Annotated in this window: 17 protein-coding genes; 1 reads left to right on the top strand and 16 read right to left on the bottom strand. The window is 71.1% G+C overall.

The genetic code is table 11. The features are described 5' to 3' along the window. Positions 1–42 precede the first annotated feature (42 nt). The 7 genes from RF647_RS00745 to RF647_RS00775 form a co-directional block, all read right to left on the bottom strand. Complete coding sequence (locus tag RF647_RS00745; protein ID WP_368810069.1) at positions 43–1,077, bottom strand: pilus assembly protein TadG-related protein; 1,035 nt, start codon at positions 1,075–1,077, stop codon at positions 43–45. Beyond that, a complete protein-coding gene (locus RF647_RS00750; protein WP_368810070.1) occupies positions 1,065–1,439 on the bottom strand; it encodes a TadE family protein in 375 nt (124 codons plus the stop codon). Before RF647_RS00750 ends, RF647_RS00745 begins: the two co-directional genes overlap by 13 nt. Positions 1,440–1,583: 144 nt before the next feature. Next, positions 1,584–1,805 (bottom strand): Flp family type IVb pilin, encoded by a 222-nt coding sequence (locus RF647_RS00755; RefSeq protein WP_368810071.1) that lies wholly within the window; start codon positions 1,803–1,805, stop codon positions 1,584–1,586. A 247-nt stretch (positions 1,806–2,052) separates the two neighbouring features. Continuing rightward, positions 2,053–2,739: an A24 family peptidase gene (locus RF647_RS00760; protein WP_368810350.1), complete on the bottom strand. Its 687-nt coding sequence runs from the start codon at positions 2,737–2,739 to the stop codon at positions 2,053–2,055. A 263-nt stretch (positions 2,740–3,002) separates the two neighbouring features. Beyond that, on the bottom strand, positions 3,003–4,205 hold the full coding sequence (locus tag RF647_RS00765; protein WP_368810072.1) for a glycosyltransferase: 1,203 nt from the start codon (positions 4,203–4,205) through the stop codon (positions 3,003–3,005). A 41-nt stretch (positions 4,206–4,246) separates the two neighbouring features. Continuing rightward, positions 4,247–5,446 (bottom strand): glycoside hydrolase family 26 protein, encoded by a 1,200-nt coding sequence (locus RF647_RS00770; protein WP_368810073.1) that lies wholly within the window; start codon positions 5,444–5,446, stop codon positions 4,247–4,249. 117 nt (positions 5,447–5,563) lie between these two features. Continuing rightward, on the bottom strand, positions 5,564–6,127 hold the full coding sequence (locus RF647_RS00775) for a CGNR zinc finger domain-containing protein (RefSeq protein ID WP_368810074.1): 564 nt from the start codon (positions 6,125–6,127) through the stop codon (positions 5,564–5,566). 114 nt (positions 6,128–6,241) lie between these two features. On the opposite strand from RF647_RS00775, the gene RF647_RS00780 reads away from it, so the two are divergent. Beyond that, positions 6,242–6,457, top strand: a complete 216-nt coding sequence (locus tag RF647_RS00780; RefSeq protein WP_368810075.1) for a hypothetical protein — start codon at positions 6,242–6,244, stop codon at positions 6,455–6,457. A gap of 108 nt (positions 6,458–6,565) precedes the next feature. On the opposite strand, the gene RF647_RS00785 is transcribed toward RF647_RS00780, so the two are convergent. The 9 genes from RF647_RS00785 to RF647_RS00825 all read right to left on the bottom strand — a co-directional run bounded on the left by RF647_RS00785 (position 6,566) and on the right by RF647_RS00825 (position 15,043). After that, positions 6,566–7,732 carry a thiolase family protein gene (locus RF647_RS00785; protein WP_368810076.1) on the bottom strand — a complete coding sequence of 389 codons (1,167 nt, stop codon included), beginning with the start codon at positions 7,730–7,732 and terminating at the stop codon, positions 6,566–6,568. After that, positions 7,713–9,122 (bottom strand): class I adenylate-forming enzyme family protein, encoded by a 1,410-nt coding sequence (locus RF647_RS00790; protein WP_368810077.1) that lies wholly within the window; start codon positions 9,120–9,122, stop codon positions 7,713–7,715. Before RF647_RS00790 ends, RF647_RS00785 begins: the two co-directional genes overlap by 20 nt. Before the next feature lie 86 nt (positions 9,123–9,208). Then, complete coding sequence (locus RF647_RS00795) at positions 9,209–9,820, bottom strand: biotin transporter BioY (protein ID WP_368810078.1); 612 nt, start codon at positions 9,818–9,820, stop codon at positions 9,209–9,211. 100 nt (positions 9,821–9,920) lie between these two features. Next, positions 9,921–10,610, bottom strand: a complete 690-nt coding sequence (locus tag RF647_RS00800; protein WP_368810079.1) for an energy-coupling factor transporter transmembrane protein EcfT — start codon at positions 10,608–10,610, stop codon at positions 9,921–9,923. Then, positions 10,610–11,368 (bottom strand): energy-coupling factor ABC transporter ATP-binding protein, encoded by a 759-nt coding sequence (locus tag RF647_RS00805; RefSeq protein WP_368810080.1) that lies wholly within the window; start codon positions 11,366–11,368, stop codon positions 10,610–10,612. Before RF647_RS00805 ends, RF647_RS00800 begins: the two co-directional genes overlap by 1 nt. Positions 11,369–11,484: 116 nt before the next feature. Continuing rightward, complete coding sequence (locus RF647_RS00810; RefSeq protein ID WP_368810081.1) at positions 11,485–11,766, bottom strand: CHY zinc finger protein; 282 nt, start codon at positions 11,764–11,766, stop codon at positions 11,485–11,487. A 183-nt stretch (positions 11,767–11,949) separates the two neighbouring features. Then, positions 11,950–12,591: a lactate utilization protein C gene (locus RF647_RS00815; RefSeq protein WP_368810082.1), complete on the bottom strand. Its 642-nt coding sequence runs from the start codon at positions 12,589–12,591 to the stop codon at positions 11,950–11,952. Then, positions 12,588–14,195: a lactate utilization protein B gene (locus tag RF647_RS00820; RefSeq protein ID WP_368810083.1), complete on the bottom strand. Its 1,608-nt coding sequence runs from the start codon at positions 14,193–14,195 to the stop codon at positions 12,588–12,590. Before RF647_RS00820 ends, RF647_RS00815 begins: the two co-directional genes overlap by 4 nt. Next, positions 14,192–15,043: a (Fe-S)-binding protein gene (locus RF647_RS00825; protein WP_368810084.1), complete on the bottom strand. Its 852-nt coding sequence runs from the start codon at positions 15,041–15,043 to the stop codon at positions 14,192–14,194. The genes RF647_RS00820 and RF647_RS00825 overlap by 4 nt, the downstream gene beginning before the upstream one ends. Between the last annotated feature and the right edge of the window lie 78 nt (positions 15,044–15,121).

Here is a 15,121-nt window from a genome sequence, read left to right on the forward strand (position 1 = left end):
ACAGATGAGTAATGCAGATGGGGCTGGGAATGGTGGTGGGCATCAGTCGCTGAGTTTCACGATCGCTGCTCCGTAGGTGAGCGGACCGTCGTCGGTGTACAGCTCGTCAAGGCTGGCGTAGCGCACAAAGGTTCCGATGATGCCGCGGCAATTGCCGGTGCACAGTCCTTGGTTCGCGTGCTCCCGGACGTTGACGTTGTTGTCGTCCTTGGCACTACCGCCGAAGTTCCACCCGGTGACTTTAAAGGCGATCCACCCTGAGATGTAGTACTTGCCGTTGTTGCCGCTGTCCGAGGTGCTGTCATACACGGGAAGCAGGAGGACGTCGCCAATGGACTTGTGGAGTAACCCCTTCAACACGTCGTCACAGGATTCCGCAAAGTCGTTGCCGGGATCGCTGAAGACGATGTCGTCGTGGGACGTCTCCTGACCGCACTCCGCCTTTGCTCCTTGACGGAACCACCCGAATCCACCCGGCACCGAACTGCCCTCATGTGTGCACCCCGGCAGATTCGATTTGCCCGTGATGTCGAGGACCACTGTGGAGCCGGACTGCTCAAAGGCCTTTGTGGCCTGGCAGTGGGACACCGCGATGGGCAGCGTCGCCGGCCCTGTTCCGGGTCCGCCCCACGATGCGGAGGCAGCCGCAGAGATCGAGGGATCTTTGACACCCAGCACCGGTGCGATGGAGAGAGCGAGTTTCCCTGCCCCGGCCTTGCCATCGTTTGCCTGCGTCTGCACACGGACCGAGGTGGACGTGGGAAAGGTCAGCGACGCGACGTCAGACAGCCCATCCCGAGTGTTGTCAAGGGCAATTTTGTTGCTGATGTGGGGCGCAGCGGAAGAGCACGTGGACGGGGCTTCGACGCAGTTTTGTGCCACAGCCAGAGCTGCTGAGTCGGCCCCGTTCTGCAGTTGCGCCTTTTCCTCGTACATCAGTCCGAAGTCGATCGCGATGGCTGCGAACCCGAGAAGGACGACAAGGGTCAGCGCGGTTGTCACGGCAATCGCACCGCGTTCGCCGTCTGCACGATGACGAACTTGCGCCCGTTCCAAAAAGTCGATCAGCCACCGCATCGCATGGCCGCCTTGCCGGCGAGACTCATCTTGCCTCCGCCAACACCGGTGATCGTTTTTAAGTCATAGCTCACGGTGATGTGCACGTCGGTTCCCTTGGGACATGTGTTGGTCGACGTGGAGAAATTGGAGGCCTGGAGATCGACTGACGAAGCAGAAGCAACGCCCTTGGCTGCCGCTGCGCTCCAGTCCTTGTCGATTGCCATGTACCGTGCTGTCTCCCGTGCTGCGTGGGTCAAGCTGATCTGAGCGTTGTAAGCCCGGCCAAATTCGATGATGGCCATCATAATTAGAAGAAGAATTGGAAGAACCAGTGCAAACTCAACGGCTGCGGCTCCCCGATCTGAGCGCCAGCGACCCATGGAATGGTCCTTTCGTTGAGAAAGATGGATCTGGCCGAAGTCAATGGACGATCCGGCAAGATCAAGGTCAAGAGCAGCGCCGCGGCACCCGGGTGGGACGCCGCGGCGCTGGAGAACAGAACTGAAAACAGTCAGGGCGTCGTATTACGGAGTAGTGGTCTTGCCCGACGTCAGGCTGATCCCGTTGAAAAGCCCTTCAATCTTGGGACCCAGCAGGGCGAAAGCCGCGACGATGATGACCGCCATAAGACCAACGATGAGGCCGTACTCCACGGCGGTGGCGCCCTTCTCCTCGCGGGTCAGGCGGTCCACGATGGAGTTTTTGGTGTCGGCGACGTACTGGAGGGTGACGAGAATGGGCAGCATGGTGTGTCCTCACGATGAGAGAAATAAAGGGGTTGAGTCGGAGAACGAGCCCTGGCATTCGCGTCTTGCGGGATCTGTCTGCCACTTGCCTACCGACCTGTAGAAAAGATAGCCGTCGCGATCGCAAACACACAAGCATTCGGATGCATGCACTTTGGGGGACGTCAAAAATGGACGTAATGCCTAGTGGCAGACTCCATTCATCTGCATGCAGCTACGTTGCAGCAGGTTTGTCCCCCGAACGGCGTCAGGCCAGGCCCGGCAGGAGGTACTCGCGGGCGAGAATTTCGCCCCACACGACGGCCACCAGTGCGCCGGTGAGCATCGATGGGCCGAAAGGGATGTCACTGCGCAGTCCGCCGCGGCGGGACGTCAGCATGACAAGCCCCACGATTGCACCAAAGATTGAGGCCAGAAGAGCTCCGACGAGGAGTGCCACCCATCCCTGGTAGCCGAGGAACAGTCCGAGCACGGCGGCGAGCTTGACGTCGCCCATGCCGAGCCCGGCCGGCGAGATGAGTGCCAGCGCGAGGTAGAGGACGAACAGCACCGGGGCGCCCAGCACGGCGCGCAGCAGCGCTCCCCAGGCGTTCTCCCCCGTGGCGGCAACGCCGAGCAGCACGAACCCGACGCCCAGCGCCGGCAGCACCACGGCGTTGGGGAGCAGATGGTGCCGCAGGTCGATCACGGTGAGGACCACGGCGAAGGCCACGAAGAAGAAGTACGCCGGAATCTGCCAACTGAGACCGAAGAACGAGGCCATGAGGACGAACAGCGCCGCCGTCGACACCACCAGGGCCGGACGGGACGGTGTTGCGGGAGGCTCTTCTGTGACGGGGCTGTACCGCAGGACGGCGCGGGGCAGGAACCAGCCCACCACCGCGCCCCCGAGACCGGCGGTCAGCACCCACCAGAGAGGGCCCGCTCCGAGCATGGACTCCACAAAAGTGCCCCTCCGATGTGTGGGCGCTTCGGCTGACGCCCGGGTGAGTGTCCGTCCCCCATTTGGGGTTCCGTCCGGGACAGAGAATAACCGAAAGGGCGACACTTCCGGTATTTGAGCACGTCACCGCGCATTTCGACAATGGAGGGCTTTCGAGCGCGGCGATATCCGAACCGCAGTCAAAAATGGCCGAATGCAGAGAAACTCCGGACAGCGAGCAGACGAATACTGTCAGCATTCTGCACTTGTCGAGATCAACAAGATGTGAGCACGGACAGCGCGGCCTTCAGTCCGCGCTCGTTCCGCACTTCGCGGCCCACCCGCTCGGCGGCAGCGCGGCATCCGAGGGCGTCACTGATAGCTGCGGTGAGCCGCTCGGCCGTCAGCTTCTTCTGCGGGATGGGCGCGGCGGCCAGGCCGAGCCCGTGGAGCTGCCGGCCCCAGAACGGCTGGTCGGCCAGGAACGGCACCACCACGTGCGGGACGCCCGCACGGGCCACGGTGTGGACGGTTCCGGCCCCGCCGTGGTGGATGGCCAGTGCGGCCCCGGGCAGCACCGCGTCGAGTGGCAGGGACGGGACGGCGAGCACGTCGTCGTCCCGGAGGTCGCCCGGGAGGTCGTCCGGCAGCGCGAGGCCGCCCCACCCGGTGAGCAGCAGGGTGCGCAGTCCGTGGGCGCGGGCGCTCTCCACCACCGCCCTTCCCCGGGGCAGTGGGTCCCCCGACGCCATGGAGCCGAAGGTCGCCACGAGGTAGGGCCCGCCCCGGAGGAACTCGCGCACGGCGGGATCGGGCTCCGGCGCCGGGGCGACGGCGTGCCAGGACCCGGTGAGGTGCACGGAAGCCGGCCAGTCGTCCGGGCGCGGCAGGAGCTGCGGGCTGATGGGCAGCAGGGTGGCCGCCGGGGCGGGAACGGCGGCCGGCCGGCCGCCGGGCAGCGGGGCGCAGGCCCGGTCGATGTCCCGGCGGAACATCCGCTCGGCACCGCGGGCCACCGCGTAGGTGGCGCGGTTGAACCGGCCGAGGTCCCGGTTCACCACGCCGGGCGCCGGGAACTGCCGGGTGGGGGTGAGCACGGGAACCGCCTCCACCACCACGTGCGGGGCGCCGAGGGCCTGCGCCACCGCCGGCGCCGTGAGCACCTTGGGGTGGTGGACCACCACGTCCGGCGCGAAGGCGAGCGTCTCCCGCACGGCGGCGGCCAGCATCCGGCGCATGCCGGGGCCCACCTTGGTGCGGAAGTGCCGCACGGCCGTCCACGGCGAGATGCCGTGCTCCTGGACCAGCCGGTGGAAGTCCACCTCCAGACTGACGGTGTCCAGCCCGGACAGGTCCACGCCGGAGGAGTCGGGGAGGCCCAGGCGGACCTCGTGGCCGTGGCCGGCGGCGAAGCGGGCGAGGGCGGCGAACGGCTCCACGTCGCCGCGGGTGCCCGCGGTCAGCAGCATCATCCTCATGGACCCAGTGTGCTCCTGCCGCGCCCCGACCGCAGGGGGGGTCAGGAACCGGGCGGGGTGCAGCTCTCCTCGGGACCCCAGTGCAGCCACTCGGGCAGATCCGCGGTGAAGGCGTCTCGGACGGCGGCGGTGTTGGTGGTCGTCCAGTCCACGGGCCCGTCGATCTCGACCTCGTGCTTGTCCCACTCGAACCAGCTGATCATCTTCAGCTGCGGGAAGTCCTGGGGAATCGACTCGTCGAAGACCTGGCCCCACCACGCCTGCTTGATCGCCAGCTCGTCGGCACCGCCCTGCGCCGGGTTGTACAGGGCGGCGGTCTCCGGGATGGCCACGGGCTTGCCGCGCCGCTGCCCGTACTCGGCGTAGAAGTCGGGGACGGCGCGGTCGTCGCCGCCGGCGCCGGAGTAGGCGCCGGTGAGCTGGGCGGCGAACTTGCCGGGTTCGGGCAGCTCGTTCTCGCCCCAGGGGTGCTGGTCGCCCCAGTGGTACAGGGACATGCCCACCCAGTCCACGGCGTCGTCGCCCGGGTAGTAGGGGGCGTACGGGTCGTCGGCCATGGTCAGCGCGCCGTTCCCGTCGGTGTCGAGGGCCGCGAAGTCGGCGCTGCCGGGCTCGGCCTCGTGCTGCCCGCCGGCGAACGGGTAGCCGCCCCCGTAGTTCGGGGCCCACATCATCGCCGAGCCGGGGGCGTGCTCGTGCACCGCGTCCGCCACCCGCCGATAGGCCTCCACATAGGCGGTCGGCTGGTGGCCCCAGGCGTACCAGGAGCCGTTCATCTCGTGGGCGAAGCGCACGACCACCGGCACCCCGGAGTCGTTGATCGCCGCGAGGTCGGTGGTCAGCTGCCGCACGGCGTCGTCGGTGACCTCGGCGAGCCCGCCTTCGGGCTCGAGGGTCAGCAGCATCATCTGGCCGTCGGCCCGGACCTGGTCGGCCGCCATCCGCAGGTAGTTGTGCCCGCGCTCGTCGTAGGGGAATCCCGTGAAGGACACGGACACGGCGGGCCGGTGCCCCAGCCGGTCGGCGTAGTCGGCCAGCGGCTTGTCCTCCCAGTCGAGGTTCACGCCGTAGAGGGCGCCGGTCTCGGGAACCAGTTCGGTCCGGTCGAGGACGGTGCACGAGGGCAGCGGCGCCGCCTGGACCTCCTCGTCGGGCTGGGAGGTGATCTGGGCTGCGAGGGTGCCGCCGCCCAGGGCGAGGGCGGCGACGAACACGAGGGCGACGAGCGAGGATTCCTTCACTCGCCCAGCTTAGAAAGCACTCGATAGAAAATCATGGAAATAGGCGTCCGGCGGCGCGGTCCGTGACGAACGACGACGACGCTCCTCCCGCCGCGCCGGCCGGTCAGCCGCGCCGGCTCAAGCCCCGGCGCCCTCGTCCGGGCTGTCGTCCGTGTCCGTGTCGGAGGTCTGCCGCCGACGGTAGGCGGTCATGTTGGTGCGGTTGGCGCAGCGCTGGCTGCAGAAGCGCTTGGAGCGGTTGCGGGAGAGGTCCAGGAGCACTCCGTCGCAGTCCTCGGCCCCGCACTCCCGCAGCCGGTCCGTCTCGTCGGCGCGGATCACGTCCACGAGGGCGAACGCCGTCTCCAGGCGCAGCCGGGCGGCCAGGGGGGCGTCCGAGGGCGAGGCGTGCAGGTGCCAGTCCTTCCCGTCGTGCCGGGCCAGGTGCGGGGCGAGCTCGGTGGTGTCGAGCACGGCGTTGACCGCGTCGACCATGGCGTCCCGGCCCAGGGCCCAGACCCGCCGCAGCTCGCCCCGGACCTCGCGCACCTCGGCCAGCTCGTGCTCGTCGCGGTCGAAGCGCCCCGACCAGCCGTGCTCCTGGAGGAGGGCCTGCAGCTGCGCGGTGGTCACCAGCTCGTCCTCCCCGGAGCGGGTGGCTCCCGGCGCGGTGTTCATCAGCGCCACGTCGGACTCGAGCACGTCTTCAGTGTCATAGGCAAAATGCACTTGACTACTTATCCCTTCCACGGCTAGCGTGAGTGTCATCAACAGTTTAGACCCTTACGCGACGATGGTCGCGAGAAGGAGCTCCTCATGGTCGGCGGACTCTACCTCCTGGCGCTGCTCTTCGTGTTCGCCACCGTGGGCCGGCAGTCCGTCCCGCGGCGCGAGCGCACGGCCCTGCGCAGCTGGACGCTGCGGGACGTGTACTACAACGTGCGGCGCGGCGTGACCGTGCTCGGCGAGCACGGCCCGTCCTACCCCGCTCTGGACGACGCGGAGCTCCCGGCGGCGCAGCGCGCGCGCTGAGCGGCACACGGTCACCCGGGCCACTCGCCCGTGGCCGGCCACCGTCCCAGCCGGAGGGACAGTTCTCGGCCAGGGCACGCCCTGCCCTCCGCGGCGCACCCGCTCCAGTCAGAGCGCGACCTTCTCGAACAGGGCCGCCGTGCCGATGCCGCCTGCGGAGCTGATCATCGCGAGCAGCACGCTCCCGGTGGGCAGGGCCCGTGACCGGGACAGCAGGCGCACCACGGAAACCGCCCCGGAGGCGCCGTAGGCGTGGCCCAGGGCCAGGGCGCCGCCCTCGGCGTTGAGCACCTCCTCGTCGAGGCCGAGCAGGTCCGTGCAGGCCAGCACCTGTCCGGCGAAGGCCTCGTTGAACTCGGCCGCCGCCAGCTCCTCCACCGCCACGCCCTGCTCCGCCAGCAGCTGCCGGCCGGCCACGGCGGCACCGATGCCCAGCCGCGCGGGGTCCACCCCGACCGTGACCGCTCCGCGGAAGGCGAGCCCGTCCCGCCGGCCCAGGTCGCGGGCCGTGGCCGGGTCGGTGACGAGCACGGCGGCCGCGCCGTCGGCGTCCCCGCAGGAGTTGCCGGCCGTGACCGTCCCACCGGCCGCGAACACGGCCGGGAAGCGTGCCAGCAGCTTCGCGTTCAGCGCCCGGCGCGGGCCGTTGTCGAACCGCACCTCACCACGGGGTCCGGTCACCGGCACCAGCTCGTCCTCGAAGGCCCCCGCCTCCGCGGCAGCCAGCGCCCGCCCGTGGCTGCGCAGGGCGTAGCCGTCCTGCCGTTCCCGGCCGATCCCGTGCTCGCGGGCGACCGTCTCGGCCGCCTCGCCCATGTCGGGATCGCCCAGGTGCTCCGGGGCGAACTGGGCACGGCGGTAGAACTCGACTCCCCCGTCCTCGCGTCGTCGTCCGCGCAGCGGTGCGGTGCTGATGCTCTCCGCCCCGCCGGCGAGGAAGACCCGGCCCGCCCCGGCCTGGGCGAGTCGGCAGGCCAGCACCACGGCGTCCAGGCCCGAGCCGCACTGCCGGTCCACGGTCAGCCCCGGCACGGACAGCGGCAGACCGGCCTCCAGGGCGGCGAGCCGAGCGAGATTGCCGCCGGCGCCCACCGCGTTGCCCACGACCACGTCGGCGAGCCGGGCGGGTTCCAGGCCCGAGTCCGCCAGCAGGGAGCGGAGCACCGGGGCCAGCAGCCGGTGGACGGGCACGCCCTCGAGCAGGGTCCCGGCGCGCGCCAGGGGCGTGCGCCGGCCCAGCACCAGCACGGGGGCATCAGCCGAGCGGTCGGACACGGGCGTCTCCTTCGAGGATCCAGTCGCGGAACACCGCGCGGCTGAGCTTGCCGTTCGCGGTCACCGGCAGTTCCCGGAGCTCCCAGTACTGTTGCGGGCGCTTGGCCGGGGCCAGCCGTCCCTCCAGCCCGGCCCGGATCCGCCGCCGGTCCGGCCCGGCTGTGGCCGGGAGGATCCCGGCCACGATCCGCTGACCGCGGGCGTCGTCGGGAAGGCCGGCGACGACGACGTCGGCCACTCCGGGCACCAGGGTCAGCGCCGCCTCGACCTCGTGCGGATAGACGTTGTGCCCGCCGGTGTTGATCATCTCCGCCGCCCGCCCCAGCACGTGCAGCTGCCGGTTGCGGAGGAAACCCTGGTCCCGCACCGTGTGCAGGCGGCCGAGCCGGCCGAAGCCCTGGCCGTCGTCGCCCCAGAGGTAGCCGTCGCAGACCAGGTCCGAGCGCACACCGATCGTGCCCGTCACGCCCTCCGGCACGGGGTTCCCGGCGTCGTCCAGGACACCCACCTCCACGCCGGGGAACGCCGCCCCCACCGCGGTGCCGGAGTCCTCGGCCGGCATCTCGGCGGACTCGCCCGGGCGATGGCAACGTGCGGCGACGAAGCCGAGCTCGGCGGCACCGTAGTACTCCCAGATCGCGGCCTGCGGGGCCCAGCGCCGGGCCGCCGCGAACGTGGTGGGGTCCAGCTTCTGCCCGGCGCACACGATCGCCGTGACACCGCTCGCGTCTGCACCGGCGGCCAGGCCGCGCTCGGCGAGAACGCGCAGCACGGTGGGCACGAGCACCAGGCGGGTGACCCCGTGCCCGGTGATCGCGGCGTGGGCGGCGGCCACGTCGAAGCCCGGCAGGGTCACGAAGCCGGCCCCGGCGTACAGGCACTCGGAGAGGGCGTAGAGGTTCAGGCTCGCCGCCAGCGGGCCGGGCGCCAGCACACGGTCCTGAGGTCCCAGACCGAAGTGCTCCGCGGACGCCTCGAACGAGCGCCGCCAGGAGCCGCGGCTGCGCTGGAAGCCCTTGGGCAGGGCCGTGGTGCCCGAGGTCAGGCCGATCAGGAAGGCCGAGGCAGGGTCGCCGTCGCGCAGTTCCGCCGGGGCGGGATCGGCGGGGAGGCGCGCCGCGCAGCGCTCCCGCACCTGCGCGGTCATGTCGGCCGGCCAGGACGGGTCCAGGACGGCGCACACGCGTTCCTCGGCCACCCCGGCGGCCCACCGGACGGCGAAGTCCGTGCCGTTGGCCTGCCGCAGGATCCCCGTGGGCTCGCCCGAGGCGGCCAGCGCCGCGGCCGCAGCACGCAGATCGCCCCAGGTCAGCCGGTCGTTCCCGCAGGCGACGGCGAGCTCCTGGGGGCGCTCCTCGGCCCAGCGGGTCAGGCGGTCCAGAAAGGGCATGTTCTCGTCCTCGGTGGTGGTCTCACGCTGCGGGTGCGGCAGGGAGTCGTGGATGACGGTTGCCGGCGAGTCGCGCTTCCCCGTGGTCAGCGGGCGGTGGGCGTCCCGCCCAGGAGCCGGCGGTAGCTGCGGTGGACGTTGATCGCGGCGAGGGTCGCCACGACAGCCTTGAGCAGGTCCCCGGGGATGAACACGAGCGCGCCCAGCGCGGAGGTGGACAGCGGCAGCCCGGTGGCCACGGCCGTCCACGGGATGCCGAACGCGTAGATCACCGCGATGCCGCCCACGACCACGCTCAGCAGCACCGCGGCGAAGCGGGTAGTACGGCCGGTGCGCCGGATCGCCCAGTACTGCACCAGCGCCCCGATGACCAGGGCCGCGGGGATCCAGCCCACCAGGTAGCCGCCGGTCGGGCCGAGGAACACCCCGAGCCCGCCCCGGCCGCCGGCCAGCAGCGGCAGCCCGGCCAGCACCAGGGCGTGCAGGACGACGACGGAGAGCATGCCGCGCACCGGCCCGAGCAGCGCACCGGCGAGCATCACCCCGAGGGTCTGCAGCGTGATGGGCACCGGGATGATGCCGACCGTGATCGGGGGCACCAGGCCCAGGGCGGCGATGAGGGCGGCGAACACGGCCACCAGGACGGTGTTCTGGGTGGTCTGGGAGCTGTCGGCGGTCCGGGAGGTCATGGTGGTCATGGGGTCCTTCGATCGGGGACGAGCGGCTGGGCTCGAGCAGGCGGGGCGGAGCAGAGAGATCTGGAACGGTCGGGGTGGGACGGTCGGGGTGGGCCAGGGGTCAGTCGGTGGTGGTCCGGGGCGCGGCCCGTGGTGGGGGCGCGGAGTCGTAGCAGCGGGCGTTGAGGGCGGAGGCGATCTCCTGGGCCGACTCCAGGGTCCGCACCAGCAGGGGCACCAGCACGGCCACCGGGCTGTTGTGCAGCCCGCGGGCGAATTGGGCCTCGCGGACCTCGAGGTACTGGGTGCGGATCTGCGGGATGAACCGGATCGTCATCGACAGGGCCAGGCTCATCTGGGCCGGGTTCAGCCCCAGGTGCCGGGTCGGGGCCAGCAGCCGCTCGAACAGGGCCAGCATCTGGGCGAACGTGGTGGACAGGCTCACCGCCCAGGCGAACAGGCACAGGCTCAGCAGCCGCAGGGACGCCACCGCCGCCGCCTCCCAGGTCGTGGTGAACCCCAGCGTGAGGAAGACGATCCCCACGATGAGCAGCAGCCCGGCCAGCAGCCGCGCCAGGCGGGCGACCGGGGTGCGGGTCGCCCAGGCGGCGGCCACGGCCAGGCCGAAGACGGCGAGCTGGACGCCCAGGTGCGTCACGGCGTAGATGCCCAGACTGGCGGCGAACAGGAACGCGAACTTGTGACCGGCCGGGATCCGGGCCAGCACACCCGTGGGCCCGGCACGGTGGGGTCGGGCGCCGTGGGGCCGGTCGGCACCGGTCCGGGCATCCTGCTGCCGGGCCGCGCCCATCAGTCGCTGATCCCGCAGTAGAACTCGACGGCCGGCCCGGGGGCGCCGTCGAAGGCGATCCGGCCCTCGTGCACCACCAGCACCCGGTCGTAGCCGCCGATCAGATCCAGGTCGTGGGTCACCACGACGGCCCGCTGGTCGAGCTCGTCGATGGTGGCCTGCAGCCGGCGCCGGTTGCGCCGGTCGAGCATGGTGGTCGGCTCGTCGAAGACGATCGTGGAGGGTTCCATCACCAGCACGGAGGCCAGGGCCACCAGCTGCTTCTCGCCCCCGGACAGGGCGTAGGACTCCCGCTCGGCCAGGTGGGGAATGCCCAGGCGCTCCAGCACGCCGTCCACCCGGGCGGAGAGCTCGTCCCCGCGCAGGCCCAGGTTCTTCGCCCCGAAGGCGAGGTCCTCGGCCACCAGCGGCATCACGATCTGGTTTTCCGGGTTCTGGAACACGAAGCCCACCTGCCGCCGGATGCGCTTGGCGTCGGTCGCGGTGGACAGCCCACCGACCTGCACGGTGCCCCGGGTGGGCAGCAGCAGACCGTTGAGCAGGCGCACCAGGGTGGACTTGCCCGACCCGTTGAGCCCGATCACAGCGATGCGCTGTTCGTCCAGGGACAGGTCGACGTCGCGCAGGACGTCCTGGCCCTCCCGGGTGACCGTGACCCCGGTCAGCCGGATCTCCGAGGACCGGGTCCCCGGCGGCCCCGGCGGGGCGGAGGGCTCCGCCCGGCGGGACCGGTCCCGCAGCGGATGCTTGATCGACACCGTGGAAGCTGTCCTTTCCTCGTTCTGCTCAGCGGCCGGCGGCCGCTGCCGCGCCCCGCCCCGGAGAATTCCGGAGGCGCGGCCGCCGCCCCGGGACGCCTGGGTCCCGGGACGTCTCAGTCCCGGGGTGCCGGCTCGAAGTACAGATCGGCGTGCAGGGCGCAGCCAGGGTTGAACCGGGCGGCGCACCGCGGACAGCCGTCCGCCGCCAGGTACTCCCGCACGGAGAGCTCGTGGCCGCAGACACCGCAGAGCACGGCCTCGGCGCTCTGCTCCTCGACCGGCCACTGCGCCGCCGGGTGGCCGGCGGTCTCCTCGTGGCACAGATGACAAGGGTAGTACGCCCCGCAGCACCAGAACTTGATCGCGATCACGTCCAGCGGCGTGCGGTAGTGCACGCACCGCGTCTGCTCGTCGACAGGACGTCCCAGAACCCGTCTCACCGCTGCCCCTCCCGTGACGCGGCCGGTGCAGGTCCTCCCTCGGGAGGGCCCGGACCGGCCGCTCGTTCTTCCGACGACGTCCACTGTACGGAGCCGCAGCCGCGCGGCGGAGGACCACCGTGCGGTGGGGGCGGGAGCTCAGCCGAGCAGGATCACGTCCAGCGTCCGGGGCCCGTGCACGCCCTCCACGCGCTCCAGCTCGATGTCCGAGGTCGCGGACGGCCCGGAGATCATGGTGACCGGGGCCGTGGGCTCCACCAGGGCGAGGGCCTCGGGGATCAGCTCGACCACCGAGTCCAGCGGCACCACGCAGATGTGGTGGTCAGGGACCAGGCTGATCGCCCGGCGGCCCTCGTCGGGACGGCCGGTGAGGAAGATGGTGCCGGTCTCGGCGCAGGAGACGGTCGAGGACGTCACCACGGCGTCCACGGCGTTGAGCTCCCGCACCCCGAGCGCGGAGGCCGCCCGGGCGTCGTTGGGGTCCACGATGACCCGTCGCATGCCGGACTCCTCGGGCAGCCAAGCATGGTCCAGGCCCTCGGGCACCACGTAGCGGGCGGAGGCGCCCAGCAGCTCGGCGATCCGTCCCGGCAGGGTGGCGGGGGTCTCGTGGTGCACCGAGGCCTTGTAGTCGACCAGTCGGTCCTCGAGCATCTCGACGACCTCCTCGCGCGGCCGGTCCGAGGCGCGGCGGTAGCTGCGCTCCGGCGGTGCGGGCGCGGGCGTGTCGTGCAGCGCCCCGCGAATCCGGTTGAGGATCTCGGTCCTGGCGTCGGTCATCGCTGTCCCCCGTCGTGCTGGGTGTCGTCCGCGGCCCCGTCCTGCGGGCCGCCGTCGGCGGCCACCCGCTCCTGCGTCTCGTCGGCGTGCTTGGCCCACCAGTTGCGGAAGGACTCCTTCGGCGGGGCGGGGATGTCCCGCTCGTCGGTCCAGCCGCCGGCCGTGCCGGGCAGCCAGCTGATCGCGCGGTCCTTGCCCGCCACGGCCCGGCCCAGCGGGAGGGCCTTCTCGGCGAGCGCCATGCGCTTGCCGGAGGACATCACGAAGGACGCTCCCTTCATCATGAGGTCCATCTCGGACGGGGGCTGCGGCAGGCGCCGGGTCCGGGCCGGGGCCGCCGCGGCGCCGTCGTCGGAGCGTTCGCCGTGCTGGGTGCGCACGTCCTCGTCGCGCAGGTGCACGAGGATCTCCGGGATGTTGATCTTCACCGGGCACACGTCGTAGCAGGCCCCGCACAGCGAGGAGGCGTAGGGCAGGGAGGCGTTCTGCTCGGAGGTGATGCCGGTCAGCTGCGGGGAGAGGATCGCCCCGATGGGCCCCGGGTAGGTGGAGCCGTAGGCGTGACCGCCGGCCTGCTCGTAGACGGGGCAGACGTTCAGGCACGCCGAGCAGCGGATGCAGTGCAGCGCCGAGCGCCCGGCGGGGTCGTCGAGCACCGCGGTGCGGCCGTTGTCCAGGAGCACCACGTGCACGTTCTGGGGGCCGTCCCCCGGTGTCACGCCGGTCCACATCGAGGTGTAGGGGTTCATCCGCTCCCCGGTGGAGGAGCGCGGGAGCAGCTGCAGGAACACCTCGAGGTCCTGGAAGGTGGGCACGATCTTCTCGATGCCCATCACGGTGATCAGGGTCTCGGGCAGGGTCAGGCACATGCGGCCGTTGCCCTCGGACTCCACCACGGTCAGCGTCCCGGTCTCGGCCACGCCGAAGTTCGCCCCGGAGACCGCCACGGAGGTGGAGAGGAACTTCTCCCGCAGGTGGGTGCGGGCGGCCTCGGCGAGGTCCCGGGGCTCGGACGTGAGCGTCTCGTCGGTCTCGGCCATCTCGGCCAGGAAGATGTCGCGGATCTCGTGCCGGTTCTTGTGGATCGCCGGAACCAGGATGTGGGACGGCAAGTCGCGCCCCAGCTGGACGATCAGCTCGGCCAGGTCCGTCTCCGTGGCGGTGATCCCGTGGCCGGCCAGGTGCTCCTCGAGGCCGATCTCCTGGGTGGCCATGGACTTGATCTTGATGACGTCGGTGGACCCGGTGGCCTGCACGAGCTCGGTGACGATCCGGTTGGCCTCCTCGGCGTCGCGCGCCCAGTGCACGGTGCCGCCGCGGGCCGTGAGGTTGCGCTCGAACTCCTCGAGCAGGTGCGGCAGGTTCGCCATGACCTGCTCCTTGATGGCGGAGCCGGCGGAGCGCAGCTCCTCCCAGTCGGGCAGCTCCCTCGCCACCGCGGCGCGCTTGCCGCGGATCGTGTGGGTGGCGTGGCGGATGTTGGCGCGCATCTGCGTGTTGCCCATCTCGGCCTTCGCCGCGGCGGGGAACGCGGTCTGCGCGTGCAGGTTCCCCTGGCCGTGGACGGGGCGGACGGCGGGCATGCCCAGGGCCGTGCGGCTCATCGAGCACCTCCGGTCGTGCGGGGGGCCGAGGACGACGCCGTGCGGCGCGCCCCCGGCCCGGGGATGGACAGCTCGACCGGCCCGGCGACCTCGAGCGGGTTCTCGCGGGTGGACGCGAGGATTTCGGCGAAGTGGACGGTGCCCGGCCCGGATTTCCGGCGGGCCATGGCCCCGCCCAGGTGCATCAGGCAGGAGGCGTCTCCCCCGGTGCACAGCTCGGCTCCGGTCGAGACGATGTTGTCGATCTTCTCCTCGGCCATCGCGGCGGAGACGTCCGGGTTCTTGAAGGAGAAGGTCCCGCCGAAGCCGCAGCACTCCTCGGCATCGGGCAGCTTGACGAAGTCGATGTCCCCGACCGAGGCGACCAGGTCCTTCTGCCGGTCCCCCAGGCGCAGCAGTCGCATCCCGTGGCAGGACGGGTGGTAGGTCACCCGGTGGGGGAACCAGGAACCGAGCTGCGCGGCCGCGTCGCGCACGCCGAGCACGTCGGTCAGCAGCTGCGAGAGCTCGTAGGTGGTGGCGGCGACGGCCGCGGCCTCCTGGGCGAGGGCCTCGTCGCCGCCGGCGCGGGCGATCATCGGCTGCTGGTGGCCCAGGGAGGCGACACAGGAGCCGGAGGGCGCCACGGCGGCGTCGTAGTCCGCGGCGGAGAAGGCCTTCACGTGGTTGCGGACCACGGGCAGGGCGTCGTCGAAGTAGCCGCTGTTGACGTGCATCTGGGAGCAGCAGCCCTGGCCGGGCGGGAACACCACCTCGTGGCCGAGCCGCTCGAGGACCCGCACGGTGGCCAGCGCGACCCGCGGATACATCGCGTCCACGATGCACGTGGCGAACAGGGCGATTCTCATGGGACCTCCGGAGGACGGGACAGGGTCGACGACGACGAGCTGCCGCATGTGGTCTGACCATAGTAGACGAGTGAGACG

Source organism: Kocuria sp. CPCC 205263 (genome assembly GCF_040981075.1).
Classification (GTDB): domain Bacteria; phylum Actinomycetota; class Actinomycetes; order Actinomycetales; family Micrococcaceae; genus Kocuria; species Kocuria rosea.